The sequence below is a fragment of the Salegentibacter flavus genome, assembly GCF_900115145.1.
GTDB classification, from domain to species: domain Bacteria; phylum Bacteroidota; class Bacteroidia; order Flavobacteriales; family Flavobacteriaceae; genus Salegentibacter; species Salegentibacter flavus.
In genome coordinates this window covers 373122-399592 of the sequence record NZ_FOVL01000001.1, presented here as the reverse complement: position 1 = coordinate 399592, position 26471 = coordinate 373122, and the positions used below count along the sequence as shown (strand labels likewise).

The window sequence follows — 26471 nt, the reverse complement described above, 5'->3', positions numbered from 1 at the left end:
GCCTACGCGGAAATGACGGTATAAGTTTCCCGCCGGAGTTTATCCCGTCTTTGGAGGGACGGAAAAGACAAAATTAGTTTCCCGCCTGCGTGGGAGAAACAAATCAATATTTATGAGAAAAGCTGTATTTCCGGGATCATTTGATCCTTTAACCCTGGGCCACACCGATGTTATCGACAGGGCTTTGCCTTTATTTGAAGAAATAATTCTGGCTATAGGCACAAATTCCGATAAGAATTATATGTTTTCTCTGGAAGAAAGACTTCATTTTTTAAAAGAAACATATAAAGATATCCCCAAGGTTAAAGTGATGACCTATAAAGGCCTAACCGTAGATTTTTGTAAAGAACAGGGCGCAGATTTTCTGTTGCGCGGACTTAGAAGCGTGCAGGATCTGGAGTTTGAGAAAGCTATTGGGCAGACCAACTACAAGATGGCAGGTATTGATACTGTATTTCTCATCTGTTCTTCCGGGCACAGCCATATCTCTTCTACCGTGGTACGCGATGTTATTAGACACGGAGGGGACTATGAATTTATGGTACCCGATGTTGTTAGAAAAAAGGCTTAAAAGATATAATTCAACTGCACTCCCCCATAGTAATTTCTTGGGTTCCCGGGATAATAATATCTTGGAGCAGCACCTCCAAATCCAACTGCATTGGTTAAAACACTGGCCGCATAATGTTCATCAAAAACATTATTGATCCCGGCATAAAAATTCACCCCAAGATCCCTAAGGATATCAAAGGACCAGGAAGCTTTCAGGTTAACTAATTGATATTTTTCTGAATAACCAGAATTTGCATCATTCAGCGGAATTTTGCCAACCGCTCTGTAACCTGCAAAGAGATCAAGTCCCAAATCACTTTCCAGATTCAAGCCCAGGTTAAGTGTAGATTTAGGCACCCCAGGCAATTTGTTTCCTGAGAAATCCTGATCGTTATTTACAAACTCATCAAATTCAAAAAAGTTGAAAGCCGCGTTTAAATATGGTTTTGCAGAAATCCCCGGTGTCAGGTTAAAATTATAGTTCACGAGAAATTCGAGTCCGTTATGAATGGTTTTTCCGGCATTTAGTCCTACATATTGATCTTCAGCGACACGCTGAGCAACCAAAAGATCTTCTATTCTGATGGAATAAGCCGAGAATTCGGTGTAGAGTCGATTTTCCAGCCAGTTTCCTTTAAAGCCGAGTTCATAGTTAATCCCGGTTTCTGGTTGCAGCCCGGTGTTTATAAGCCCTTCGGGAGTTAAGGTTTCGGCTACGGTTGGGGTAGAGAAACCGTGACTTATGGTTCCATAAAAATTCTTTCCGGGGCTAACTTCATAGGTCGTTCCAACACGGGGGGAAAAGATAAGGTCGAAACGGTAATCCCCCGATTGGTCTATCTCATCCTGGGCATAAAGATCGTTAAGGCTATACTGGGTGGAATTGATATTAAATCCTGCTTCGAGCATCCATTTTTCTGAAAGCTCGAGGTTCATCTGGCCAAAGAAATTACTATAATTGCGATCTTGCTCATTCCCACTAAGGCGCTGGCCCATCACGCTACCCTGGTCTTCATATTCACGAAACAAATTCTCAAAGGTGGCGCCATTGTACCATTCGTTATAATATTCGGCACCGAAACTTACCTGGGAAGGTAATTTAAACACCAGCAACTCAAGGTTAAACCTGGTTCGGGCCCCTGCCGAAACCCGCTCCTCCTTCAGAATATCAAAGGGTCTCGGTTCATAGGCATCCCTGAAACTCAAATATACACTTGTAGTATTGCTGAAATTTTCTGAAAAATTATGCAGGTAAGAAGCGCCCAGCATTCCGCGGTCATATGACTCATAGCCCCGGGCCGCTTCCCAGTTACCATTGGCGCTTTGGGGATTGTTAAGGAAATCATCTTCATTCAGCGAGCTGGGAATATATGCTTTAAGCTTAGTAAAAGTAGCCAGAAGAGAAAGGCTGTTTTCTTCTGAAGTTTGAAGTCTGGCATTGATTACTGCCGACTGGCGGTCATACTCCCCGTTATCGCGATAACCATCACTGGTTAATTCAGAATAATTAGCGTGAATAGCGGCATTCGTGGTAGCATGCACTGCTCTTACCACATTTTTCCTCGTATTAAAACTTCCTACCTGAGATTTGAATGCAGCCTCGGTCTTCAAAGATTTTGGCAGAGCTGAAAAAAGATTAACAGAACCTCCCAATCCAGCTCCATATACACTGGAAGTAGGGCCTTTTATCACTTCTATACGGTCCAGGTTTTCGGGATCTATATCGTCCAGGGTGAGTTCCCCTTCGGCCGTTGTGAGTGGAATCCCGTCGAAATAAGACTGAATACGGTTGGTACTGTATTGAGAGCGCGCCCCAATACCGCGAATGTTAATCTTATTGGTATTCAGGGCACCCTGATTCACATACATTCCCGGCACATTATTGAATTTTTCCACCAGGTTAGTATTATCACCGCGTTTGAGATCGCTGGCAGAGACAAGGCTCACAGACGCAGGTAAATCCTGCAACCTACCAGGAATTGCCGTGCTGGTAATAATCACCTCAGATAAATTCTCCAGGGATGGGCTAAGATAAAAAACCCCGTGATGCTCAGCGTTTAAAATCTCAACTTCAAGGTTTTCAAATCCAATCCCTGATATACTGAGCATGGCCGGAAAATCCTCAATTGTGATTTCGAAATTTCCCGCATCATCAGAGAAGACTATGGTGCCTGTTGCAGGGTTTTCAATACGCGCATTTATAACTGGTTCAGCAGTTGCAGCATTTATAACTTTTCCCTCAAAATTCTGGCTTACAACCTGCTCTGCACTAATTAAAACCAGGAGGAACAATAAAAATTTTTTCAATATCTAAATATTTAAAACTTCGGAATAATAATTTTTCAGGGTAAAAATACCTCATAGCCTGCAAGCACACAAGCCGAAATAGATTAATAATACTCAAAGGGTTTTGCTGCTAAGGGCCTTTTAAGTAAGTTTATGCCTAAAATATTTAGGTTTTTTTATGAAAAAACTCATTATAGTATTTCTCGGGGCTTTTTTATTGATTTCCTGCGATCTGGAAAAATATCGTTTGGTAAACGATTTTGATTTTTTAACAAAATTCGAAAAATCTGAAGGCAAAGAAACGGGCACCTATGAAGAAGTAATAGAATTCTACCAGGAACTCGCAGATGCCTATGAGAATATAAGCCTTGAAGAAATTGGCAATACCGATAGCGGAGAACCACTTCACCTTGCAATTTTTAGTCAAAACGGCAAATTCAATCTTGATAATTTAAGAAAAGAAAACGGGATAATTCTTATCAACAACGGGATTCATCCTGGGGAGAGCGATGGGATAGACGCCACAATGATGTTGTTCCGGGATTTGGCCGGGGATTCAATTTCAACACCCAAAAACACTATTATCGCCACCATTCCTATCTACAATGTTGGTGGAGCGCTTAACCGGAATTCCACCACCCGGACCAACCAAAATGGTCCTGAAGAATACGGTTTTAGAGGTAACGCCCGAAATTATGACCTGAACCGGGATTTTATTAAGGCCGATACCCGTAACACCCGTAGTTTTTATGAAATCTTCCATAAGGTACAACCCGATGTTTTTATAGACAATCACGTAAGCAATGGGGCCGATTATCAATATACTCTAACTCATCTGTTCACCCAACACAACAAACTTGGCGGGGAGCTGGGCGAATATTTAAATAAAAAAATGATGCCCGCCATAGAGGACTCTCTACGGAAGAAAAACTGGGAGATTACCCCATATGTAAATGTTTTCAACCAGGTTCCCGAAGAAGGATTTTCACAATTCCTCGATACCCCCAGATATTCCACAGGATATACCACCTTATTCAATACCCTGGGGATGATGATGGAAACTCATATGCTGAAACCCTATAAAGACAGGGTTTATGGAACCTATGAGTTTATGAATTCTGTTATTAATTATACCGATGCTGATAAGGAGAGCATAAAAGACCTTCGGGACAGGGCCAGGAGAAAATACCTTACCGATCGCTGGTATCCAACCAATTTCAAACCCGATATGGAAAACCCGAGCAAAAGGAATTTTAAAGGTTTTGAGGCGGAGACGGTCACAAGCGAAGTCACCGGTGGACAGCGATTAAAATATGACCGCGATAAACCCTTTACCAAAGAGATTGATTATTATGATAATTTCATTGCTGAAGACCGGATAGAAATCCCAAGGGCCTACATCATTCCGCAAGGCTGGTGGAATGTCACAGAGCTCCTCGAACTCAACAACATTGTCCTGGAACCTTTACCGCAGGATACGGTGATACTTGTAGAAAGTTACAGGATTAAGGATTTTGAAACTTCAGAGCGAGCTTACGAAGGACATTATATGCATAAAAACACCCAGGTGAGTAGCAGGATAGATTCAGTTCAATTCAGGAAAGGAGATCTTTATGTGAAAACATTTCAGGACGGTGCTAGGTATTTATTAGAGACCCTGGAACCAACAGCTCCCGATTCCTTCTTCAACTGGAATTTCTTCGATCCCATTCTTCAGAAAAAAGAAGGCTTCTCGACCTATGTATTTGAAGATACAGCCAAGACTATGCTGAATCAGAACCCAGAGCTGAAAGAAGAGTTTGAGGAGAAAAAACGCAGGGAACCAGAATTCGAGAATAATTCTTACTCCCAATTACGCTGGCTGCACCAAAAATCTAAGCATTATGAAGAGGCACACTTACGCTACCCTGTTTTTAGAGTCCCCCGGTAGATATTTCTTCGGAAAGAGTTCCCTTATGTTAGCATAGGATTTTTTGAGTGCTTTGCGAGCCTTTTCGAAATTTTTCCACTTTGCTTTTTCAATGCCCTCTTTTTCCTCCGGAATAAGTTCACCGGTATAATTGGAATGCATTTCGTACCAGTGGGTCACTTTTAGCCTGAATTTACCTTTTCTCTTAAAAATATGATAGGTCTTGGCTAGAAAACCGGTAATTTTTAAATCTTTAATTCCGGTCTCCTCTTCGGTTTCTCTTACTGCCGAAGCTGCAATATCCTCTCCTTTTTCAGTTTTCCCTTTTGGCAGGTCCCAGCGCTTATTGCGGTAAATAAATAAGATCTCATTTTTATCGTTGAAAACCATTCCACCGCCCGCGGTTACCACGGGTAGCTTTTTGAACAAATGCTTCAAAAGCTTGTCTTCTTTTTCGTGATAAAGGTTAACATATAGTAATTCCCCTTTATTAATTTGTTTAATGATGCGCTTGAGTTTCACCTTTTTAATAGGAAAAGAGGTGTATTTTTCGCCAATATCTTTTTTAGTAGAAAGGATTATTGGAACATCATTGACAAAAACTTTATACATTTGTATTATGATTTTGAATAAAGAAACAGCAATCAAAACTGCTGAACTACTCCTGCAAATTAAAGCAATAAAATTAGAACCACAAGAACCTTTCACGTGGGCCAGTGGCTGGAAATCGCCAATTTATTGTGACAATAGGATTGTATTATCCTATCCGCCAATCAGAAATTATATCAGGGAACATTTTGCCCGTCAAACCGAGGAACTCTATGGCAAACCAGATGTTATAGCCGCTGTTGCTACCGGAGCCATAGGCATCGGGATGTTGGTTGCAGAATACCTGAGCCTGCCTTTTGTTTATGTTAGACCAGAGCCTAAAAGTCATGGTCGTAAAAACCAAATCGAAGGCGTATTGGAAGAAGGACAGAACGTAGTGGTAATAGAAGATCTTATCAGTACAGGAAAGAGCAGTTTAAATGCGGTAAAGGCCCTAAAAGAAGCTGGCGCTAATGTAAAGGGAATGTTTGCAATTTTCACCTACGGCTTTGCCACTGCAGAAGATAATTTCAAGCAGGCAGAAGTAGAATTGCACACCTTAAGCAATTACGATTACTTACTGGAAACAGCACAACGCACAAATTATATAAACGCTTCGGAAGCCGAAACCCTTAAGGATTGGCGACAGGACCCAAGCAACTGGAAAAAATAAACAATGCATTTAGAAAGCAAAAAAGTTACCACCGGGAAGAATCAGCAGGAAACGTTTGATTTTTTAACCAATGTTAAAAATTACGAGCAATTAATGCCAGAAAGCACAGAAAAATTTGAAGTGAAGGCTGAAGACAGGTTTTTATTCGGTTTAAAAGGTATGCCGGAAATTCAGCTGGAGATCAAAGAAACCAAAGAACCCGAATTAGTGGTTCTGGGATCTACTTCAGATAAGTTCAATTTCTCACTAAATATTCATATCGAAGACGCAGCCGAACAGCAAAGTGAGGTTTTTATGGAGTTTGATGGGAAGTTCAATGCGATGATGGCGATGATGGTGAAGGGGCCACTTCAAAAATTTATAAATACCCTTTCAGAAAACGCAGCCAAACTTTAAGCTTAAACTACTTCAGAAAAATATTCAACCCTGGAATTTTCCAGGGTTTTGTTTTTTAATACATCAGCTTAAGCTCCTTGAGGTCGAAAGTTTTAAAAACCGAATTCTCAATCTCCACATTGAGTCTTCCCGCGGTGGTTACTCCCCGAATAATTCCGGTTAGGTAAGAGTTATCAGGGTATTGAAAGGTAGAAACCACATCTTTTCTGAACATTCTTTCGGCGTATTCCTCGAGCACCCGACTTTGATTTGTGGAAGAAATCGATTGCAAGTCCCTTTCGATTGAGGTCAAGATTCCATCAAGCACCTCCTCCAGTTCGTAGGTAATCCCGGTGAGCATTTTTAATGAAGCAGCCTGGGGTAGACCGGGGAAATCTACCTGGTTAACATTAAGACCGACGCCAATAACCGAGGCTGACATTTGGTTATTTTTCAGAATATTCTCGATAAGGATCCCACCGACTTTAAAATTCCCTGACATTATGTCGTTTGGCCATTTTACCTTCAGGTTAGGAATATTAAAAAATTCCAGAGCCTTCACCACCGCCAAAGAGACCACTGCACTAAGTAAAAACTGACGGTCCACCTCGACCTTTATCTTCGGATAAAGAATGCTAAAAGTAAGATTCTGCCCCGGAGTGGCCATCCATCCTGAGCCCCGCTGCCCACGCCCACTGGTTTGATTATGAGCCAGCACACAGCAAGGTTCAAAATCCGATTTTCCGCGGTAGAGATCCCGGGCAAAATCGTTGGTAGAATTGATGGCATTAACTTTGATTATACGCATAGGTAAATAAGAAGTCGCAAAGGAGTTAAATCTTGTGTTAACAGGCTCTAAAAAAACTTAAAAAGTAATAACTTTGCGAAAATAAAAAATTTTAATGGTAAAAAAGGAAACGAACAGCGATCAACTTATTGCACATATAATAAAAGGGATAGAAGAGGTAAAGGGAAATGACATTGAGATTCTAGACCTTAGAGAAATTGAAAATACAGTTTGTGATTATTTTATCATCTGCAATGGTACTTCAAACACGCAGGTAAACGCCATAGTCAACTCTATCCAAAAAACAGTTAGTAAAGCCCTTAAAGACAAACCCTGGCATATTGAAGGCAGCGAAAATGCCGAGTGGGTTTTAATGGATTATGTGAATGTAGTAGTGCACGTTTTCCAAAAACACATCAGGGAATTTTACGACATTGAAAGCCTCTGGGGTGATGCAAAGATCACCACTATCGAGACTAATTACTAAATTTTATAAGACCTACCAGGTATGGCGAAAGAACAACCCAAGAAAAATATCGATCCGAAGAAACCAAAATTTAGCGCATACTGGATCTATGCCGCAATAATCTTAGTATTTTTAGGAATAAATTTCTTCAGTGGTGGCGGTTTTAATGAACCGGCCAAAACAAACCCTGCTGAATTTCAAACCTACCTTAGAAATGGTGATGTTGAAAAAGTACTCATCATAAACCGTAACCAGGCCCAGGTTTTTCTTACCGAAGATGCCAAGCAAAAAGAAGTTCATAAAAAATCACAGGACCCAGAGATCTTTGCTACCGGCGAAACTCCGGCTTACACCTTTGAATTCGGGGATCTTCAGAATTTTGAAAACAGTATCTCTGAAATTAAAAAAGAAGAAAACCTGGACACTGTGGTCACTTACGACACGCAAAGCAACGTATGGGGTGAGATCTTCATAACCTTACTGCCATTTGTACTTATAATCGGGATCTGGATCTTTATTATGAAAAGAATGAGCAGCGGTGGTGGTGGCGGTGCCGGAGGCCAGATCTTCAATATAGGGAAATCCAAGGCTAAGCTTTTTGACCAGAATACCGATGTAAAAACCTCTTTTAAAGATGTTGCCGGTCTTGAAGGCGCAAAGGAAGAAGTTCAGGAAATCGTAGATTTTCTAAAACATCCTGAAAAATATACTTCCCTGGGAGGTAAAATCCCTAAGGGTGCCCTACTTGTAGGCCCTCCGGGTACAGGTAAAACCCTTTTGGCAAAAGCCGTTGCAGGTGAAGCCAAGGTGCCTTTCTTCTCACTTTCCGGTTCAGATTTCGTGGAAATGTTTGTAGGAGTTGGTGCCTCGAGAGTAAGAGACCTTTTTAAACAGGCTAAAGAAAAATCCCCATCTATTATTTTTATAGATGAGATTGACGCCATTGGTCGTGCCAGAGGAAAAAGCAATTTTTCTGGGTCTAACGATGAGCGTGAAAACACCCTTAACCAGTTACTTACCGAGATGGATGGTTTTGGCACCAATACCAACGTGATTGTAGTAGCTGCCACAAACCGCGCCGACGTACTGGATAAAGCTTTAATGCGTGCAGGCCGTTTTGACCGTCAGATTTATGTAGACCTACCAGACCTTAACGAAAGAAAAGAGATATTTGAAGTTCACCTGAAGCCGTTGAAAAAAGTGGCAGACGAACTGGATACAGAATTCCTTGCAAAGCAAACACCCGGATTTAGTGGAGCAGATATTGCCAACGTATGTAATGAGGCAGCCCTTATTGCAGCCCGAAAAGGCAACAAAGCCGTTGGAAAACAGGACTTCCTGGATGCCGTAGACCGTATTGTTGGCGGACTCGAGAAGAAAAATAAGATCATTACCCCAGATGAGAAAAAGGCCATCGCCTTTCACGAAGCCGGGCATGCAACAGTTAGTTGGATGTTGGAACACGCTGCTCCCCTGGTAAAAGTAACCATCGTACCCCGTGGCCAATCCTTGGGTGCTGCCTGGTACCTGCCGGAAGAAAGACTTATTGTAAGACCTGAGCAGATGCTTGATGAGATGTGTGCCGCACTTGGAGGCCGTGCAGCCGAGAAGGTAATCTTCGATAAAATTTCTACCGGGGCATTAAGCGATCTTGAAAAAGTAACCAAGCAGGCTAAAGCCATGGTAACCATTTACGGATTAAACGAAGCGGTAGGTAACCTTACCTATTATGATTCCTCGGGACAGAGTGAATATAACTTCACCAAGCCATACAGTGAAAGAACTTCAGAATTAATAGATAAGGAGATCTCAAATCTTATTGAAGCCCAATATAAACGGGCTATAGCGCTTCTCACAGAAAATAAAGACAAGCTTACTCAACTTGCTGATATCCTACTGGACAAAGAAGTTATTTTCAAGGACGACCTTGAGAAAATATTCGGAGCCCGGCCTTTTGAAAAAGATAAGGATATGGCTAGAGCTGAACAGGATAAGAAAGAAGCTAAAAAGAGAGCCAAAGCTGAGGAATCGTCGAAAAATGCCGAGAAATCTTCTGAGGAGGGATCAAACGAGACAGAATCTGAAATTTCAGAAAACGACTCGGTTAATAAATAGTTTATAACCAAGGTTTAAAAAATCTTATTTTAAGTTAAGTTAAAGTAAGATTTTTTACCTTTGGTTAAAATGAGCTTTAGAACCACACCCAAACTTTATGAGTCTATTTAGAAGATTCCTTAACCCTAAATCTAAATCAGACAAAAAACAGGAATCCCCTGAAAATGCTGATCGGGGCAAATACATGCCGGAAGTAAAGCTCCCTACCGATGAGCGGTTTATGCTTAACTTCAAAAATAATGGTGGAAAGTTTCTTTATTGCGAGGATGAATCAGAGATTAGGGAAGCTTTTGATAATATTTTGCTGGAGAACGATTGGTATGAATCAGAATGTTGTTGTTTCGACCCGAATCTTAAGGATAGGTTTAAGGGTTTCAATCTGGAGTTCACCAAATCGGGCACAGCAGCCTTCTACCTTTCTACCAGTGAATTTCTGATCGCCAATGATGGTTCTATTTTAATTTCTTCAAACCAGATAAAAGAGTGCAAACTCCATGAATTACCAGCCAATTTTGTGATTATTTCTTCTACCAGCCAGTTGGTAGACACTATTGGTGAGGGGCTTAGAGGTATTAAATCCCGCAATAAGCAGAGCATCCCCTCTAACATCACCACAATTAAAAACTTCGAAACACAAAAAGAAGGTGATTTCATGAGTTACGGAAGTAGCACGAAAAACCTATATTTGCTCCTGCTGGAAGATCTATAACACATGAGGGAAGCAATTATCAGGACAATTTCAGGATTATTGTATATATCCATATTGGTTGCTTCAATACTTCATGATGAACTCGTATTCGTCAGTCTTTTCTATCTTTTAGGCCTTGTTTGCCTTATTGAAATGCAAAAACTTCTTCATCTTAGAAGCTATGCTCTTTATGCCATACAGGCCCTATTATTTTACCTTTTCAGCTATTTAAAATTCAATCAGGATGCAACCATCCTACTTTTATTCATCACAATCTTCGTGAATTTATTCCTTGTAAAAGACCTTATGGTAGTCCAGAAGATACCGGTTTTTGAAAAGAAGAAATATATAATTATTATATTCTATCTAATTTCTTCGGTAATATTTTTAACCCTACTTCCTACTATTCACGGGTTCTTCAGACCCGATTTAATAGTTGGAATCTTTGTTCTGATATGGACTAATGACACCTTTGCATATATTGTAGGGAAAAATTTTGGTAGAAAGAAGCTTTTTGAACGTATCTCCCCTAAAAAAACCATTGAAGGTTTCCTGGGTGGCCTCGTATTTAGTGCGGTGGCTAGTTTTTTTATTTTTCATTACACTCAATTCCTCAGCTTTCCTCTCTGGCTCGGGATGGCTATAATACTTAGTGTTTTCGGAACCTTAGGAGATTTAATTCAGTCAAAATTCAAAAGACAGGCTGGCGTAAAAGACAGTGGGAAATTAATGCCAGGCCACGGCGGATTGTTTGACAGGCTGGATAGTATTATCTTTGCCAGCCCATTTGTATATGCATATTTATACCTATTAAATTATGTTTCATAAAGAAGGATATAAAATAATGGCCTTTGCTGCAATAATCCTTATTGCAATAAATGTGCTTTCTTATAGTTTAATAAACACGTACTGGATTAAATTTTCAGTATTATTGGTTTCTATTTTTTTGTTCTTACTGATCATTCAGTTTTTCAGAAATCCAAAAAGAAGGACCCAGCATAACGATGCGCACATCGTTGCTCCCGTAGACGGTAAAGTAGTTGCGATTGAAGAGGTTTATGAAAAAGAATATTTCAAGGATAAAAGACTACAAGTCTCTATTTTCATGTCCCCTCTAAACGTTCACGTTACCAGACACCCCGTAAGTGGAACAGTGATATACAGCAAGTACCATCCCGGGAAATTTTTAGTAGCCTGGCATCCAAAATCCAGTGAGGAAAACGAACGAACAACGGTTGTGGTGAAGAACAAGCTTGCCGGTGAAGTGCTATACAGGCAAATTGCAGGAGCTTTGGCCAAGCGCATAGTTAATTATGCTGAAGAAGGCTCAGAGGTTATCCAGGGAAGCGATAGCGGTTTCATTAAATTTGGATCCAGAGTAGATGTGCTTTTACCTGCTGATACTCCATTAACGGTTAAATTAAATCAAAAAATGAAAGGCGGTTTAAGCGTGATCGCAAAAATTGAGGAGGATTAAAAATGTCAGATTTAACACAAAAAAGATTCAACAGGGCCTACGAATTAGCCAGTACCACCGACCTTAGTTTCCCTCCGGATATTATGCTTAGTTTCTATGCTTATTATAAAAGAGCCACCGAAAAAAACGGATTCTATTTACCCCATTCTGAACAGGGTGACCTAAGAAGCGCTTTCAAGATAAATGCTTTGGTACAGGTAAAAGATCTCAGCAAAAAAGACGCACAGGAAAAATATATCTCCCTTGTAGAAGAACATATTGGCGAAATAACCGAATAGATTAGATCACCAATATTTCATCCTCTAATAATTATTTCAAATTCTTTAAACTAGCTTCCAGAGCTTTGATCCTGGCCTCGGCATCAGCCTTTTTGGCTTTTTCTACGGCCACTACCTTTTCGGGAGCATTATTTACAAAGCGCTCGTTTGAAAGTTTTTTGTCTACAGTTTTCAGGAATCCGCGAGTGTATTCCAGCTCCTCCTCCATCTTATTAATCTCGGCCTCAACATCAACGGCACCTGTTATGGGGATATAATATTCGTTAGATCTTACCCGGAAGCTTAACGCTCCTTCTACCTGTTTATCTACAGTCTGAAATTCGGCGATATTACCCATTTTCCTAATAACCGGATCGAATACTTCGGAAGTATTTTCGTTATTCAACACCATAAAATCTATGGTATTTTTAAAAGATATATTTTTCTCTTTCCTGATTTTTCTTATTCCTGCGATAACTTCAGAAGCAATAGCAAATTCCTCGATGATATTCTGGTCAAAATCTTTTAGTTCCGGCCATTTAGCGACGATCAAGGCTTCCTGAGGAATTCTGGTGGTGATTTCCTGCCAAATTTCTTCAGAAACAAATGGCATAAACGGATGAAGGATTTTAAGATTGTCTTCCAAAATTGCGATCACCGCTTTATAGGTCGTGCCATCTATCGGCTCACCATAGGCGGGTTTCACCATTTCCAAAAACCAGGAACAGTAATCGTCCCAAACCAGTTTATAAGTACTCATTAAGGCATCACTGATACGATATTTTGAAAAATGATCTTCGATCTCGGCAAGGCTTTTTCTAAATTTAGCCGTATACCAGTTGATCGCGATCCTTGAAGTCTCGGCCTGTTCTTTTTCTTCTGAAACTTCCCAGCCCTTCACCAATCGAAATGCATTCCATATTTTATTACTGAAGGCACTACCCTGCTTACAAAGTTCTTCCTCAAACATTAGATCGTTCCCGGCGGGAGAGCTCAAGAGCATTCCTACTCTTACCCCATCGGCTCCATATTGCTCTATGAGCCCAAGCGGATCAGGTGAATTCCCCAGGGATTTAGACATTTTCCGGCGTTGCTTATCACGCACAATTCCTGTGAGGTAGACATTCTTAAATGGCTTTTCTCCGCGATATTCGTATCCGGCCATAATCATACGTGCTACCCAGAAAAACAGAATTTCAGGGGCGGTAACAAGGTCGTTGGTTGGGTAGTAATATTCTATTTCGGGGTTTTCCGGCTCCAGAATTCCATTGAAAACACTCATTGGCCATAACCAGGAAGAAAACCAGGTATCCAGGGCGTCTTTATCCCGGGAAAGATCAGATGCTTGTAGACTGGCATCACCAGATTGTTTTTTAGCTTTTTCCAGTGCTACTGCTTCAGTTTCTGCTACGACAAAATCTTCCTTTCCATTTCCATAATACCAGGCCGGGATTTGGTGTCCCCACCACAGCTGTCTTGAAATATTCCAGTCCCGTACATTTTCCATCCAGTGCTTATAGGTGTTCAGAAATTTATCAGGCACAAGATTAATATCCTTATTAACCACTGCTTCTAAAGCAGGTTGTGCCATATCTTTCATTTTGAGGAACCATTGATCGCTTAATTTTGGCTCTATCACAGCACCGGTTCGTTCACTTGTCCCCACTTTATTGATGTGTTCTTCGGTCTTAACCAAAACTCCAAGTTCCTCAAGCTCCTGGATTATTTCTTTCCTGGCAACAAAGCGATCCTTCCCTTTATAATGCAAACCGTAGTCATTGAGGCTGGCATCATCATTAAAGATGTCTATAACTTCCAGATTATGTTTATCGCCTAGCATTTTATCATTTTCGTCGTGCGCCGGAGTAACCTTTAAACAGCCGGTACCGAATTCCATATCCACATATTCATCTTCTATTATGGGGATTTCGCGATCACAAACCGGCACTATGGCTTTTTTGCCTTTTAGATGTTTAAATCGCTCGTCATTGGGATTTATACAAATAGCAGTATCCCCAAGAATAGTTTCGGGACGTGTAGTGGCAATAGTCACCATTTCGTCACTGTCTACAATCTTATAGTTAAGGTAATAAAGATTGCCCTGTTTCTCCTGATAGATTACTTCCTCATCAGACAAGGTGGTCTTTGCTTCCGGATCCCAGTTCACCATTCGGTATCCACGGTAAATGAGGCCTTTTTCATAAAGGTCTACAAAAACTTTTATAACCGAGGCCGACATCTTTTCATCCATCGTGAACTTGGTACGGTCCCAGTCACAGGAGGCACCCAGCTTTTTAAGCTGCTCCAGAATGATGCCACCGTGTTTATGAGTCCAGTCCCAGGCATGCTGTAGAAATTCCTCACGGGTGAGGCTGTTCTTATCAATCCCTTCAGCTTTTAGTTTGGCAACTACTTTAGCTTCAGTGGCGATGGAAGCATGATCAGTTCCAGGAACCCAGCACGCGTTGAATCCCTTTAGTCTGGCTCTTCTTACCAGAACATCCTGGATGGTATTATTCAGCATATGGCCCATGTGTAAAACCCCGGTTACGTTAGGAGGGGGAATTACAATGGTATAAGGCTCACGCTCGTCTACTTCAGAATGGAAATACCGGTTTTCCATCCAGTATTTGTACCATTTTTCCTCTACTTGTTTCGCGTTATATTTGGAAGCTATCGCCATAATTGGTCTGGTTTTTGAAAATAATGGCAAAAGTAACTATTAGTTAAGGAATTTAAAAGGAGTTGAATTGAATATAATTTTGTGAATAACTCTAATTCAGCTTATATTTACTATTCCGAAAAACTAAATTATCATGCCTTATTTAAGGCTATGTTCAACCAAAGTTCTTTGAAAGCTCAGGCTTTTAAAGACTTCTAAATTATGAAATATGAAAAAGTTAATTGCAATCGCTGTTTTTGTTTTAGCCGGAGTCGGTGTAGCCACCGCCCAGAATACGGCAAAAATGGAATTTAAAACAGAAACTATTGATTACGGAGAAATAAAGAAAGGTAGCGACGGGGTGCGTGTCTTTGAATTCACCAACACCGGAAATGCACCTTTAGTGATCGAAAATGTGACTTCCAGTTGTGGATGTACCATTCCAAAGAAACCTGAAGAGGCTATTATGCCCGGAGAGACCGGAGAGATCGAGGTAAAATACGATACAAAACGGGTTGGCCCCATCAGAAAAACTGTTACCGTATATTCAAATTCTGATGTTCCCACCAAAGCTCTTAAGATTAAAGGGAAAGTGATAGACAACGATACATTGTAAACATCCTGTGATTTTTACTAACAACTCCTGCTCATCGGCAGGAGTTTTTTTATAGAATTCGCTTAAGCATGAACGTGAATTTCATCTCCTTTAGCTCTCTTTCTACAATCAGTTTTATTAGCCTGCCATCCCGAGAGGTAAATAAACTTGATATCTTATCAAGAGAATATTTATGGGCAGGTTTCCCGTTAATTTCAAGGATTATATCTCCTATTTGCAGCCCGGCTTTTTCTACCGGAGAGCCCGGCCTGATCTCAGCAATTTGGTATTGTGGCGCCAAAGAAAATTTAAGCTGGTAAGTAATTTCTGAAACTTCCTCGCCATCACTTTGAATCTCTTCAACATCAAAAAACGGTGGAGGGGCCTCATAATGCCTCACAATTCTTTGCCCTGTATGCTGCACCACTACTCCACTCATATCATATTCAAAAGACTTCCTGAAATCTAAATTTGGCTTAAGCCGAAGGTTCTTTCCGGGATAGTCCAGGGTATAGTGAAAACGCTTCATTATCTGGCTACCTATACTGCCATTTCTATTATCATAAAGCGAAACATCCTTTACATAAAGGCTATCAGGAAAACTTGCGGTAACCTCCTTTAGTTTTAAGTCTCCTAAACTTAAAGAGCTTATTCTACTTCTTTTACCATAGACACTCCCGCTGATGCTGTAGCCCAGGAAATCTTCAAAAGAAGGATGGGGAACAGTAATTCCTCTTTCTTCATCAGTAAAAATCCAGACGGCATCACCTGATCCACTATCCAGCAAAAAAAGCATATTATGTTCTTGATCTTCCATCTCAACTTTAGCTTCCAGATAAGGTTTGTTTTCATCAAATATTAAAGGGATGTCCACGCAGCGTCTACACTTTTTATAATTATATATCTCAGGAGCATAAACCTTAATAAATTTCCTGCGGTAATTAAAATTTACAATGAAATCCCGAAAGAAGTCATAACCCAGAATACCGTTTAACTCAATGCCAAGCCGGTTTGAAAGTCCGATTAATTCTTCCTCAACAATATAAAGAGTTTCCGCTTCGCTAACCGCATCGCCCAGTGTTACCTTATTATTTATAGCTTTTAACGCCATTACCGGCTCTCCGGCCCCCAAACCCCGAAGAAAAATTCTACTAGTATTTTTAACGTCAGGAATTTCTCCATCTATCGCAAAAATCAAAGTGGCATTCACTCCGGTATCCAGCAAAAAGGAAAGTTCAACGCCATTGACCGTCACAGGAACAATCACCAGGTCATTAATCAATTGAAAAGGCAACTTAAAATAGCCTTTTTGATTTTCTACACGATATTCGCTTTGAGCCGTAAGAGGGATGGTTAAGCCAGTTAACCAAAGCATTAACAACCAGAAAAACATCAGCCTTTTCATTCTTCTTAATTTATGAAATATTCACAAAATAATGACCATAAGCCGACCAACTTTGTGACAATTATTTTGCATTTTTGCATACCATTAAAAACGTAAATCATGCCTAAAATTTCCAATAAGGGTAGAAACATGCCCGAGTCACCTATACGAAAGCTGGTACCTTATGCTGAAGCAGCTACCAGAAAAGGCCGTAATATCTATCAGTTAAACATTGGACAGCCCGACATAAAAACTCCTCAGGCTGCGCTTGATGCAGTAAAAACCAATGATATTGAAGTGCTGTCTTACAGTCATTCGGCAGGTTTTGAATCTTACCGCACTAAGCTGGCCGCATATTATAAGAAAAATGATATCCCGGTAAACGCAGATGAAATTATTGTGACTACTGGAGGTTCTGAAGCTTTGATGTTCGCTATGGGTAGCATTACCGATCCGGGGGACGAAGTGATTATTCCCGAACCATTTTATGCCAATTACAACGGTTTTGCCACTGCTTCAGGAGTAAATATTGTACCCATAAAAAGTTCCATAGAGAATAATTTTGCTTTACCTCCTATTTCTAAATTTGAAGAGCTTATAAGCGAAAAAACCAAAGCAATTATTCTCTGTAATCCGGGGAATCCCACCGGTTATTTGTATACCAAAGAAGAGATCGAGCAACTGGCAGAAATCGCCCTTAAACATGATCTTTTTATCGTAGCAGACGAAGTTTACCGCGAGTTCGCTTACGATGGGGTAAAACATCACTCCATAATGAGTATACCTAAACTTGCTCAAAACGCTATTATGGTCGATTCGGTTTCCAAGCGTTATAGCATGTGCGGCGCCAGGATTGGTTGTCTGGTATCAAAAAACCAGGAGGTGATGAAAACAGCCATGAAATTTGCCCAGGCCCGACTTAGCCCTCCAACCTTTGCCCAGATTGCGAGTGAAGCTGCTTTGGATACTCCGCAGGAATATTTTGATGAAGTAATTGAAGAATATACCACCAGAAGAAATATCCTCATAGAAGGCCTCGAAAAAATTGAAGGTGTGAAGGTGGCCAAACCAAAAGGAGCATTTTACTGCATCGCCGAACTCCCGGTGGAAAATGCCGACGATTTTGCACAATGGTTGCTGGAAGAATTTGAAATGGATAACGAAACCATTATGGTGGCCCCTGCTGCAGGCTTCTATTCCACACCCAATACCGGGCTAAATCAGGTTCGAATTGCCTATGTGTTGAAAAAAGAAAACCTGATACGAGCTATTGAAATATTGGAAGTAGCCTTAAAGCAGTACAATAAATAAGTTGATATGCAGGTTTCTGAAAATATCTCTTTAAAGAATTATAACACATTTGGTATTGACGTAAATGCCAAAAAGTTTATTTCGGTTTCTTCTTCTGAAGAATTAAGAAAGGTACTTCAGCAAACCTATGCAACAGAAATATTTATCCTGGGTGGTGGCAGCAATATGCTCCTCACCCGGGATATCAACAAAACAGTGCTACATATTGGTTTAACCGGAAGACAGATCATTTCTGAAACCGAAAATGAGGTTGTGGTTGAAGCCAATGCCGGGGAAAACTGGCATCAATTTGTACTATGGACACTGGACCACGATTTCGGCGGACTCGAAAACCTTTCCCTTATTCCCGGAAACGTAGGAACAGCCCCAATTCAGAATATTGGTGCCTATGGAGTAGAGTTGAAAGATGTTTTTGAATCCTGCACCGCAATACGAATACAAACGCTGGAAGAGATTAACTTCAAGCCTGAAGATTGTGAATTCGGATATAGAAATTCCGTCTTTAAACAAAGATTAAAAGGCGAATATATCATTACCTCGGTAAGGTTTAGGTTAAGCAAAACCCAGCACAAATTGCACACCGGATATGGGGCTATAAACGACTGGTTGATTAGAGAAAAAATAACAAAACCGGGTATTAAAGATATTTCCAATGCTGTAATCGCCATTCGGCAGTCTAAATTACCAGATCCGCGAGTACTTGGTAACAGCGGAAGTTTTTTTAAGAATCCAGTAATCCGAAGAGAAGAATATTTAAAGCTTCAGGAAAAATTCCCTGGTATCCCTTCTTATCCCATCGATGAAAACCTGGTGAAAGTGCCCGCCGGATGGCTTATAGATAAGGCAGGTTTAAAAGGTTACCGTAGAGGCGATGCAGGAGTGCATCAAAACCAGGCACTGGTTCTGGTAAACTACGGCGAAGCTACAGGCGAGGAGTTGCTTGACCTTTCCTATGAAATCAAGAACCAGATATATTCAGAATTTGGAATAAAGTTGGAAGCTGAAGTGAATATATTCTAAATTATTGTAAGAAAATATTTAACAGCTCCTACTACTTAAATAGTTTTTTTTTAAGAGTTTCTTATCAAACTCCCTCTTTTTATTTCCTATCTTTATTATATCAATATCGGGGTGCTTAGGCTGAGATTATACCCGCATAACCTGATCTGGATAATCCCAGTGTAGGGAATATTGAATCTAGCGAGGCTGAATGCCTTATTAGAGGAGCTTCATTTCCTTTACAGGAAATGAAGCTTTTTTTTGCTCACATTGATTGAAATAAGTCATAAAAAAACTACTGGGATTTACCGATAGTTTGAAATTTAGAACTTCTTGGATGTTACAAAGGACTAAGATTTTTTCCTCATCATTACCCCATCTATTTGATGAATTACACCGTTTGAGGCCTCTATATTAGTTTTGATGATTTTAGAAGTGTTACCATTCTCATCTTTGAGAAGAATATCATCTCCACTTTTAAGAGCGTTAAGCGAGGCGCCGCTCAAGGTAGTTATGGAATATTCTCCATTACCCTCGTCAATTCTTTCGGAAAGTTCTTCTGCAGTGATCTCATCCTCCACTACGTGATATTTAAGCACATCGCTTAATTTTTCGCGGTTTTCAGTCTTCATTAATGTATCCAAAGTGGCCCGATCTACCTTTTCAAAGGCCTCATTGGTGGGTGCGAAGATAGTATAAGGTCCCTCCTCTTCAGTGAAAGTCTGCGCAAGTTCTGCATTCTGTAAAGCGCTGGACAAGGAACTCAGCGAATCATCTTCCATCGTTTTTGCAGCAATACTGTTTGCTTCCCATTCCATGCGTTCTTCTTCTGCCTGCAAGCCAGCCGCTCGTTCAGCTTCTTGCCTTTCTAATCTTTCCTTCTCTTCTTCAGCTTTTTTCTTTCCATCTTCACAAGAAGTAAACACAAAGAGACCTAAAAATAGTATGACTAAAATTTTACTGATTTTCATAATTGAATTATTTAGTTTGTTAACCTGCAAATTTATCGCGTAACACAATCACTATTAGAGTTTTACATGTAATGTTTAGTTAAATAGTGTAAAGCTTTTCCTAATGTGTCGACTAATTTTACCAATCCTGTTTTTATTGTTATTTTTGCAGAAGAAATCTATCACCATGAAATTAATAATTATAAGTATAGTATTGCTTGCTCTTGCGTTTGCAGGGCTTGCTATAAAGATCTGGAGTAAGAAAGACGGAAAATTTGCCGGAACTTGCGCCAGTCAAAGTCCATATTTAAATAAAGGTGGCGAATCCTGCAGTTTCTGCGGAAAGATGCCAGAAGAAATGGGTAATTGCAGTACCGATAAAGAAGGGAAACAGATTACTTAACTGAATGACCCTAACTTTACTCGGTTTCTATTTATTATTCTGTTTAACCAACTTCGTTTTTTTCCTGGCATTTCTGTCGTTTGCCAATGCCAGAAACCGAAAAACCGAAAAACCGGGTTTTCCGGTTTCTGTAATTATTTGTGCGAAAAATGAAGCTGAAAATTTAAGGAATTTCCTCCCCTCTATTCTGGAACAGGAATATCCCGACTTTGAAGTTGTAGTGATCAATGATGCCTCTACAGATAGTACTCTTGAGGTTATCGAGGAATTTCAGAAAATAGACGGCCGTATAAAGATTGTTAACGTTCAGAATAATGAAGCTTTCTGGGCGAATAAAAAATATGCCCTAACCCTTGGTATAAAAAAGGCCAGAAACTCCCACCTCTTATTTACCGATGCCGACTGTGCCCCTCAATCGAACAAATGGATTGCAGGAATGGTTCAGAATTTTAGTGCAGAAAAAAGTATTATTCTGGGTTACGGCGGTTATTTTAAACATAGAAACTCTTTTTTGAATAAATTGATAAGGTTTGAAACCCTGCTTACTGCCATTCAGTATTTTTCATATGCCCGGCTCGGAAGTCCTTATATGGGAGTAGGCCGAAATCTGGCTTATACTTCAGAAGAATTTTATGCACATAAAGGTTTTGCCAGTCATTTGCATTTGCGCTCGGGGGATGATGATCTCTTTGTCAATGAAGCCGCCACCGCACACAATACCGCTATTTGCTTTAATAAGGAAGCCATAACCCGAAGTGTGCCCAAGCAAACTTTTAAAGAGTGGTTTCAGCAAAAAAGAAGACACACTTCAATTGCCAGGCACTACCAGCTTAAACATAAATTCCTACTGGGATTATTTTACAGCTCTAAATTATTATTCTGGCTTTTACTCCCCATTCTTTTAATAGCACAGGTTTACCCGGTAATAGTCCTATCGGCTTTAGGCCTTCTTTTGTTGCTGGAATTTTTGGTATATTATAAGTCGGCACGGAAAATTGGAGAAACAGATGTGGTTTGGTTATTTCCGTTTTTAGAAGTATTTTTAATCTTATCGCAATTAAGCATATTTATAGCTAATATTTTCTCAAAACCAAGCCATTGGAAATAAACCGGGAGGAGCTGCTTACCAAAATAAAGGCCGCCAAAGATGGGAATCAGGCTGCTTTCAATTATCTCCTGGATAAATTCTGGAATGACGTATATGGTTTTCAGCTTAAAAAAACCAGGGATGAGTATGAGGCTGAAGACATCAGCATTCAGACTTTCTCCAAGGCCTTTAACAAGATCCGTACTTTCGATGAAAATTACTCCTTCAGCACCTGGTTAATAGCGATCTCAAAAAACCTTCATGTAGATCTTATTAGAAAGAAAAACGCTTCAATAAGGTCAAAAACCACTTCAGAAAACGTTACCCAGGTTCATAGCATTGCCGATGAAACTCCTTCGATTGAAGACAAGCTCATCAAGGACCAGAATCTTGCTCAATTACTAACCGATATCAAGCAGTTGAAACCTCATTACCAGGAAGTGATCAACCTTAGATATTTCCAGGAGAAATCATATAAAGAAATTGCTGAAGCCCTTGATGAACCTATGAACAATGTCAAGGTTAAACTCCTCAGGGCCAAGAAACTTCTCGCAGAGATTATAGAAAACAGAAACAGGCTGTAAGCAATAAGAACAAAGGCTGTCTAATTTATGCAGTTAAACAGATTATTGTATCTTTGACCAATTGAATTTTGCTATGAGTACAGAGACAATTTCCCCTAAAGAAACCAAGACCAAATCCAAACCTAAATGGTTAAGGGTTAAGTTACCCACCGGAAAAAAATACACCGAGTTACGTAACCTGGTAGACAAATATGACCTTCATACCATTTGTACCTCCGGAAGCTGCCCCAATATGGGTGAATGCTGGAGTGAAGGCACTGCCACCTTTATGATCCTGGGAAATATCTGTACCCGATCCTGCGGATTTTGCGGGGTTAAAACCGGAAGACCGGAAACAGTAGATTGGGATGAACCTGAGAAAGTCGCCCGCTCCATTAAACTCATGAAGATCAAACATGCAGTAGTCACCAGTGTAGACCGCGATGATCTTAAAGATATGGGCTCCATCATCTGGGCCGAAACGGTAAAGGCCATTCGAAGAATGAACCCTGAAACCACTCTGGAAACCCTTATTCCCGATTTTCAGGGAAATGAAAGAAATTTAGATCGTATTATTGAAGTTGCTCCGGAAGTGGTCTCACACAATATGGAAACCGTAAAGCGCTTAACCCGCGAGGTAAGAATTCAGGCAAAATACGAGCGAAGCCTGGAAGTTCTACGATACCTGAAAGATCAAGGCATAAATCGCACAAAATCAGGCATAATGCTTGGTCTTGGAGAACAGGAAGACGAGGTTATTCAAACTCTTCATGATTTAAAAGATGCAGGAGTAGACGTTGTAACCATTGGCCAATATCTACAACCCAGCAAAAAACATCTGCCGGTGAAACAATTCATAACCCCCGATCAATTCAAAAAATATGAGGCTATTGGATTGGATCTGGGATTTCGACACGTAGAAAGCAGCGCCTTGGTCCGCTCCTCTTATAAAGCGCAAAAACACATAAACTAACTAAGAGCTTTCAATGGCGGCAAAAATCAATATAGGCATAAATGGTTTTGGTCGCATAGGGCGTAACCTTTTTAGATTGTTAATTGGACACCCTAATATCAGGGTTGTAGCCGTCAATGATGTTGCCGATGCCCGCACCCTAATTCATTTACTGAAATATGACAGTATTCACGGAGTTCTGAAAAATGAAGTTCGTGCTTCTGAAGATGGTTTTATTATTGACGGAAATTCTGTAAAACTCCTAAACAAATCTCATCCTCAAGAACTAAACTGGCAGAATTATAAAGTTGATTATGTAGTTGAAGCTTCCGGAAAATTTAAAACAACCGAAGATCTTCAGCATCATTTAAAGGAAGGCGTGAAGAAAGTGATCCTCTCTGTCCCACCACAGGACGACAAGATCAAAATGGTGGTTTTAGGAGTAAATGAGCATATTCTTGACGGCACAGAGAGAATAATCTCCAATGCTTCCTGTACCACCAATAATGCCGCGCCAATGCTTAAAATTATTCACGACAATTTTGGAGTAGAACAGGCTTATATCACCACGGTTCATTCTTATACATCAGATCAAAGTCTTCATGATAAGCCACACCGGGACCTTAGACGAAGCAGGGCTGCGGCACAATCTATAATTCCGACCACAACGGGGGCTGCTAAGGCTTTAACTCATATTTTTCCTGATTTACAAGAAGTTATTGGGGGCTGCGGAATTCGGGTTCCCGTTCCCAACGGCTCATTGACCGATATGACCCTTAATATCAAGAAACAAACCTCCATTGAAGAGGTAAACAAATTATTTAAGGAAACTTCAGAAACAAGACTGGCAGGAATATTAAGTTACACCGAAGATCCAATTGTTTCAATAGATATACAAGGCAATACCCATTCGTGCATTTTTGATGCCCAAATGACTTCGGTGATAGGAGGAAAACTGGTGAAACTTATCGGCTGGTATGATAATGAAATAGGTTATTCCAGCAGGCTTATCGATTTAATTTCAGCGGTTAATGATAATTAACTATATTTAACAACAAATTAGCCGCCAACCCCCCAAAGTGATGAACTTTACGCATATATGGGTATTTTTTATATTTTTCTCAATAACCTTACCATCCCAGGATGTTGATGAGGTTGAAGAAACCAATGCAAGAATCCAGAAGCTTCTAAGCCAAGCTGAAGAATCAATAAATATTCTGGATTTTGATCAGGCCCTGCAGCAGCTAAATACTTCCCTGGAATTTTCAAAAGGCATAGATAACAAAAAGTATATCGCACTTTCCAGTAGTATTCTGGCTAAGCTATACTATATCAGGCATGAATATAGCAGAGCTTCTACCGAATTGAATCGTGCTATTTCCATCCAAAGGGAAATCGAAGATGATATGGGGCTGGCATATAGCTATATAACCTACGCCAAAATCCTCATTTCTGAAAAAGATAGCAACCGGGCTCACAAATATTTAAATCTTGCTGAAAGCCTATCGGTAAAAAATGATAATACTGAGTATTTGGGAATTATCCACTTAAACCGTGGGATTATAAATTTAAACCTGGATCAAAAACCCACTTTAGCACTCTCCAATTTTAATAAAGCAGAAGGGTACTTAAAAGACGATGAAACTCCTGACATTTACGAGATATCACGGCTCCATTATTTTCGGGGCAAAACTCATTTCAAATTAAAAGATTACAATTTAGCCCTCACCGATATCCAATTAGCAAGAGATATTGGAAAGGAACAGAGTTTCAACGGAATATTGATGAGTTCCAACAAGGTACTTAGTGAAGTACACGAAGAAATAGGCAACCCGACACAGGCTCTTGAGTTTCTAAAGATCAGTAACATGATTCGAGATTCAATTTATAACATGAACAAGGAGGCCATAGCAGTAGATGCCACTACCCGTTATGGAGTTGATGCCATGAAAAGCAGCCTTAATGAACTCGCCCTTCAAAACGCCGAACAGGAACGGTCATTAAAAGTAAATAAGCTCACCACCATTTTAAGTGTAGCCTTAATCACTATTCTCTCATTATTAACTTTATCGCTTTACAAAAACAATAACCTGAGAGCAAGAGCCAACGAATTGCTTCAGAAAAAAAACACAGAACTCACAAAGGCCAAAGAAAATGCCGAAAAAGCATCAATGGCCAAGGCACAGTTCCTTTCTACAATCACGCACGAGCTCCGCACTCCATTATATGCCGTAACGGGACTTACCCATTTATTGTTGGAAGAGAGTCCTACTGAAAACCAAAAAGAACACCTAAATTCCCTGAAGTTCTCCGGGGAATACCTGTTGTCGCTAATCAATAACATTTTAGACCTCAACAAACTCGAGGCCAATAAGGTGGAAATTATGGAGGCTAGTTTTAATCTGGAGAAAAGAATTTCAGATGTGCTTATCGCTCTTAAAAATTCAGCCGATGAGAAGCATACTAAAATCCACTTTGATTTTGATAAGAAGATTCCTCGTAAACTAAAAGGAGATCCCCTAAAGATCTCCCAGGTACTTATTAATCTAATAGGGAATTCCATCAAGTTTACCGAAGACGGAGATATTTGGATAAGCGTCAAAAAGACCAAGCAGGACGGTCCCTTTATTTGGTTGAATTTTGAAATAAAAGATAATGGCGAGGGCATTACCAAAGAAAAACAAAAAGCAATTTTTGAAAATTTCACCCAGGGCTCTACCCAGATAAACCGAAAATTCGGGGGTACGGGGCTCGGCCTATCCATTGTTAAAAACCTGCTTCATTTACTGGGAAGTGAGATTAATCTGGAAAGCGAATTGGGAAAAGGATCCTGTTTTACTTTTGAACTTAAATTTGAAGCCGTAGAATTACCAAAAACCGAATCTCCGGAACTCCCCTCTTCAATAGATAATATGGAGTTGATGAAAGACAAAAAAATTCTGGTGGTTGAAGACAACAAGATCAACCAAATGATCACCAGGAAGATTCTTGAAAAGAACGGCACTATTTGCGATGTCGCAGATAACGGATCTGATGCGATAGAAAAGATAAGAACTGAAGATTTCGACCTTGTGCTTATGGATATTCATATGCCGGGAATAAGTGGTATTGAAGCGACTGCTGCCATTAGAAAGTTCAATGACAGCATCCCGATTATTGCGTTAACCGCAGTAACCCTTGATAATAATCTGGATGAGTTCTACGCCAATGGTTTTAGTGATATTATCCCAAAACCCTACAAGACCGAAGAGTTCTTTAGGAAGATTAACAATCAATTAGCATTAAGAGAATCAACCGTTTAGCGCTTTGGCATATGCTTTGCAAAATACAAGGCTAGTAAAATTATATATCGCAGATTACAATATATATAGTTTGAATTAGCCTAAAAAGAA

General features: G+C 40.1%; 25 protein-coding genes and 1 riboswitch. Of the genes, 19 read left to right on the top strand and 6 right to left on the bottom strand.

Going from position 1 to position 26471, the window contains the following annotated elements:
• The first annotated feature begins 112 nt into the window (after positions 1-112).
• Positions 113-571, top strand: coding sequence for a pantetheine-phosphate adenylyltransferase (coaD, locus tag BM266_RS01945; RefSeq protein ID WP_093405160.1), 459 nt, complete (start codon positions 113-115; stop codon positions 569-571).
• On the opposite strand, the gene BM266_RS01940 is transcribed toward coaD, so the two are convergent.
• A complete protein-coding gene (locus BM266_RS01940; RefSeq protein ID WP_245760361.1) occupies positions 568-2859 on the bottom strand; it encodes a TonB-dependent receptor in 2292 nt (763 codons plus the stop codon). The two genes, coaD and BM266_RS01940, sit on opposite strands and share 4 nt — an antisense overlap.
• 157 nt (positions 2860-3016) lie before the next feature.
• Between BM266_RS01940 and BM266_RS01935 the strand changes: the two genes are divergently transcribed.
• Positions 3017-4768: a M14 family metallopeptidase gene (locus tag BM266_RS01935; protein WP_093405157.1), complete on the top strand. Its 1752-nt coding sequence runs from the start codon at positions 3017-3019 to the stop codon at positions 4766-4768.
• Here the strand turns inward: BM266_RS01935 and BM266_RS01930 are convergent.
• The gene (locus BM266_RS01930) at positions 4736-5359 is read right to left on the bottom strand and encodes an NUDIX hydrolase (protein WP_093405156.1); all 624 of its coding nucleotides are present in this window, start codon (positions 5357-5359) and stop codon (positions 4736-4738) included. The genes BM266_RS01935 and BM266_RS01930 overlap by 33 nt on opposite strands.
• Positions 5360-5366: 7 nt before the next feature.
• Between BM266_RS01930 and pyrE the strand changes: the two genes are divergently transcribed.
• Positions 5367-6008 carry an orotate phosphoribosyltransferase gene (gene pyrE / locus BM266_RS01925; RefSeq protein ID WP_093405153.1) on the top strand — a complete coding sequence of 214 codons (642 nt, stop codon included), beginning with the start codon at positions 5367-5369 and terminating at the stop codon, positions 6006-6008.
• A gap of 3 nt (positions 6009-6011) precedes the next feature.
• Entirely contained in the window at positions 6012-6404 is a 393-nt protein-coding gene (locus BM266_RS01920) for an orotate phosphoribosyltransferase (protein WP_093405151.1), read from the top strand.
• Between the two features lie 55 nt (positions 6405-6459).
• Here the strand turns inward: BM266_RS01920 and BM266_RS01915 are convergent, their stop codons facing one another.
• Positions 6460-7191, bottom strand: a complete 732-nt coding sequence (locus BM266_RS01915; RefSeq protein ID WP_093405148.1) for a biotin--[acetyl-CoA-carboxylase] ligase — start codon at positions 7189-7191, stop codon at positions 6460-6462.
• 94 nt (positions 7192-7285) lie between these two features.
• Here BM266_RS01915 and rsfS point away from each other — a divergent pair, with 94 nt between their 5' ends.
• The 6 genes from rsfS to BM266_RS01885 all read left to right on the top strand — a co-directional run bounded on the left by rsfS (position 7286) and on the right by BM266_RS01885 (position 12194).
• A complete protein-coding gene (rsfS, locus tag BM266_RS01910) occupies positions 7286-7657 on the top strand; it encodes a ribosome silencing factor (protein ID WP_093405147.1) in 372 nt (123 codons plus the stop codon).
• A 21-nt stretch (positions 7658-7678) separates the two neighbouring features.
• Positions 7679-9751: an ATP-dependent zinc metalloprotease FtsH gene (gene ftsH, locus BM266_RS01905; protein ID WP_093405144.1), complete on the top strand. Its 2073-nt coding sequence runs from the start codon at positions 7679-7681 to the stop codon at positions 9749-9751.
• Positions 9752-9848: 97 nt separating this feature from the next.
• Positions 9849-10460: an LUD domain-containing protein gene (locus tag BM266_RS01900; protein ID WP_093405142.1), complete on the top strand. Its 612-nt coding sequence runs from the start codon at positions 9849-9851 to the stop codon at positions 10458-10460.
• Positions 10461-10463: 3 nt separating this feature from the next.
• The gene (locus BM266_RS01895; RefSeq protein ID WP_093405141.1) at positions 10464-11267 is read left to right on the top strand and encodes a phosphatidate cytidylyltransferase; all 804 of its coding nucleotides are present in this window, start codon (positions 10464-10466) and stop codon (positions 11265-11267) included.
• Positions 11257-11916: a phosphatidylserine decarboxylase family protein gene (locus tag BM266_RS01890; RefSeq protein ID WP_093405138.1), complete on the top strand. Its 660-nt coding sequence runs from the start codon at positions 11257-11259 to the stop codon at positions 11914-11916. Before BM266_RS01895 ends, BM266_RS01890 begins: the two co-directional genes overlap by 11 nt.
• Before the next feature lie 2 nt (positions 11917-11918).
• Positions 11919-12194: an acyl-CoA-binding protein gene (locus BM266_RS01885; protein ID WP_093405136.1), complete on the top strand. Its 276-nt coding sequence runs from the start codon at positions 11919-11921 to the stop codon at positions 12192-12194.
• Between the two features lie 31 nt (positions 12195-12225).
• Here the strand turns inward: BM266_RS01885 and BM266_RS01880 are convergent, their stop codons facing one another.
• Entirely contained in the window at positions 12226-14856 is a 2631-nt protein-coding gene (locus tag BM266_RS01880) for a valine--tRNA ligase (RefSeq protein WP_093405133.1), read from the bottom strand.
• A gap of 208 nt (positions 14857-15064) precedes the next feature.
• Between BM266_RS01880 and BM266_RS01875 the strand changes: the two genes are divergently transcribed.
• The gene (locus BM266_RS01875) at positions 15065-15451 is read left to right on the top strand and encodes a DUF1573 domain-containing protein (protein ID WP_093405131.1); all 387 of its coding nucleotides are present in this window, start codon (positions 15065-15067) and stop codon (positions 15449-15451) included.
• 49 nt (positions 15452-15500) lie between these two features.
• Here BM266_RS01875 and BM266_RS01870 read toward each other — a convergent pair whose 3' ends face one another.
• A complete protein-coding gene (locus BM266_RS01870; RefSeq protein ID WP_093405129.1) occupies positions 15501-16835 on the bottom strand; it encodes an aspartyl protease family protein in 1335 nt (444 codons plus the stop codon).
• A gap of 99 nt (positions 16836-16934) precedes the next feature.
• Here BM266_RS01870 and BM266_RS01865 point away from each other — a divergent pair, with 99 nt between their 5' ends.
• Complete coding sequence (locus BM266_RS01865; protein WP_093405126.1) at positions 16935-18125, top strand: pyridoxal phosphate-dependent aminotransferase; 1191 nt, start codon at positions 16935-16937, stop codon at positions 18123-18125.
• Between the two features lie 6 nt (positions 18126-18131).
• Positions 18132-19145, top strand: coding sequence for a UDP-N-acetylmuramate dehydrogenase (gene murB, locus BM266_RS01860; RefSeq protein ID WP_093405124.1), 1014 nt, complete (start codon positions 18132-18134; stop codon positions 19143-19145).
• 97 nt (positions 19146-19242) lie between these two features.
• Positions 19243-19330: riboswitch (TPP riboswitch) on the top strand.
• Between the two features lie 144 nt (positions 19331-19474).
• Here the strand turns inward: murB and BM266_RS01855 are convergent.
• Positions 19475-20095, bottom strand: coding sequence for a fasciclin domain-containing protein (locus tag BM266_RS01855; protein ID WP_093405121.1), 621 nt, complete (start codon positions 20093-20095; stop codon positions 19475-19477).
• Between the two features lie 166 nt (positions 20096-20261).
• Here BM266_RS01855 and BM266_RS01850 point away from each other — a divergent pair, with 166 nt between their 5' ends.
• The 6 genes from BM266_RS01850 (at position 20262) to BM266_RS01825 (ending at position 26381) form a co-directional block, all read left to right on the top strand.
• Complete coding sequence (locus BM266_RS01850; RefSeq protein WP_093405119.1) at positions 20262-20477, top strand: membrane or secreted protein; 216 nt, start codon at positions 20262-20264, stop codon at positions 20475-20477.
• A gap of 4 nt (positions 20478-20481) precedes the next feature.
• A complete protein-coding gene (locus tag BM266_RS01845; RefSeq protein WP_093405116.1) occupies positions 20482-21585 on the top strand; it encodes a glycosyltransferase in 1104 nt (367 codons plus the stop codon).
• Positions 21576-22148 (top strand): RNA polymerase sigma factor, encoded by a 573-nt coding sequence (locus BM266_RS01840; RefSeq protein WP_093405115.1) that lies wholly within the window; start codon positions 21576-21578, stop codon positions 22146-22148. Before BM266_RS01845 ends, BM266_RS01840 begins: the two co-directional genes overlap by 10 nt.
• A 73-nt stretch (positions 22149-22221) precedes the next feature.
• Positions 22222-23100 (top strand): lipoyl synthase, encoded by an 879-nt coding sequence (gene lipA, locus BM266_RS01835; RefSeq protein ID WP_093405113.1) that lies wholly within the window; start codon positions 22222-22224, stop codon positions 23098-23100.
• Between the two features lie 13 nt (positions 23101-23113).
• Positions 23114-24121 (top strand): type I glyceraldehyde-3-phosphate dehydrogenase, encoded by a 1008-nt coding sequence (gene gap / locus BM266_RS01830; protein WP_093405110.1) that lies wholly within the window; start codon positions 23114-23116, stop codon positions 24119-24121.
• 40 nt (positions 24122-24161) lie between these two features.
• Positions 24162-26381, top strand: coding sequence for a tetratricopeptide repeat-containing hybrid sensor histidine kinase/response regulator (locus BM266_RS01825; RefSeq protein WP_093405108.1), 2220 nt, complete (start codon positions 24162-24164; stop codon positions 26379-26381).
• Positions 26382-26471: the final 90 nt, after the last annotated feature.

Excerpts from the sequence above, each read along its gene's own strand:
- coaD (WP_093405160.1), top strand. The coding sequence starts at position 113 with ATGAGAAAAGCTGTATTTCCGGGATCATTTGATCCTTTAACCCTGGGC.
- BM266_RS01935 (WP_093405157.1), top strand. The coding sequence starts at position 3,017 with ATGAAAAAACTCATTATAGTATTTCTCGGGGCTTTTTTATTGATTTCC.
- BM266_RS01930 (WP_093405156.1), bottom strand. The coding sequence starts at position 5,359 with ATGTATAAAGTTTTTGTCAATGATGTTCCAATAATCCTTTCTACTAAA.
- pyrE (WP_093405153.1), top strand. The coding sequence starts at position 5,367 with ATGATTTTGAATAAAGAAACAGCAATCAAAACTGCTGAACTACTCCTG.
- BM266_RS01920 (WP_093405151.1), top strand. The coding sequence starts at position 6,012 with ATGCATTTAGAAAGCAAAAAAGTTACCACCGGGAAGAATCAGCAGGAA.
- BM266_RS01915 (WP_093405148.1), bottom strand. The coding sequence starts at position 7,191 with ATGCGTATAATCAAAGTTAATGCCATCAATTCTACCAACGATTTTGCC.
- rsfS (WP_093405147.1), top strand. The coding sequence starts at position 7,286 with ATGGTAAAAAAGGAAACGAACAGCGATCAACTTATTGCACATATAATA.
- ftsH (WP_093405144.1), top strand. The coding sequence starts at position 7,679 with ATGGCGAAAGAACAACCCAAGAAAAATATCGATCCGAAGAAACCAAAA.
- BM266_RS01900 (WP_093405142.1), top strand. The coding sequence starts at position 9,849 with ATGAGTCTATTTAGAAGATTCCTTAACCCTAAATCTAAATCAGACAAA.
- BM266_RS01895 (WP_093405141.1), top strand. The coding sequence starts at position 10,464 with ATGAGGGAAGCAATTATCAGGACAATTTCAGGATTATTGTATATATCC.
- BM266_RS01890 (WP_093405138.1), top strand. The coding sequence starts at position 11,257 with ATGTTTCATAAAGAAGGATATAAAATAATGGCCTTTGCTGCAATAATC.
- BM266_RS01885 (WP_093405136.1), top strand. The coding sequence starts at position 11,919 with ATGTCAGATTTAACACAAAAAAGATTCAACAGGGCCTACGAATTAGCC.
- BM266_RS01880 (WP_093405133.1), bottom strand. The coding sequence starts at position 14,856 with ATGGCGATAGCTTCCAAATATAACGCGAAACAAGTAGAGGAAAAATGG.
- BM266_RS01875 (WP_093405131.1), top strand. The coding sequence starts at position 15,065 with ATGAAAAAGTTAATTGCAATCGCTGTTTTTGTTTTAGCCGGAGTCGGT.
- BM266_RS01870 (WP_093405129.1), bottom strand. The coding sequence starts at position 16,835 with ATGAAAAGGCTGATGTTTTTCTGGTTGTTAATGCTTTGGTTAACTGGC.
- BM266_RS01865 (WP_093405126.1), top strand. The coding sequence starts at position 16,935 with ATGCCTAAAATTTCCAATAAGGGTAGAAACATGCCCGAGTCACCTATA.
- murB (WP_093405124.1), top strand. The coding sequence starts at position 18,132 with ATGCAGGTTTCTGAAAATATCTCTTTAAAGAATTATAACACATTTGGT.
- BM266_RS01855 (WP_093405121.1), bottom strand. The coding sequence starts at position 20,095 with ATGAAAATCAGTAAAATTTTAGTCATACTATTTTTAGGTCTCTTTGTG.
- BM266_RS01850 (WP_093405119.1), top strand. The coding sequence starts at position 20,262 with ATGAAATTAATAATTATAAGTATAGTATTGCTTGCTCTTGCGTTTGCA.
- BM266_RS01845 (WP_093405116.1), top strand. The coding sequence starts at position 20,482 with ATGACCCTAACTTTACTCGGTTTCTATTTATTATTCTGTTTAACCAAC.
- lipA (WP_093405113.1), top strand. The coding sequence starts at position 22,222 with ATGAGTACAGAGACAATTTCCCCTAAAGAAACCAAGACCAAATCCAAA.
- gap (WP_093405110.1), top strand. The coding sequence starts at position 23,114 with ATGGCGGCAAAAATCAATATAGGCATAAATGGTTTTGGTCGCATAGGG.
- BM266_RS01825 (WP_093405108.1), top strand. The coding sequence starts at position 24,162 with ATGAACTTTACGCATATATGGGTATTTTTTATATTTTTCTCAATAACC.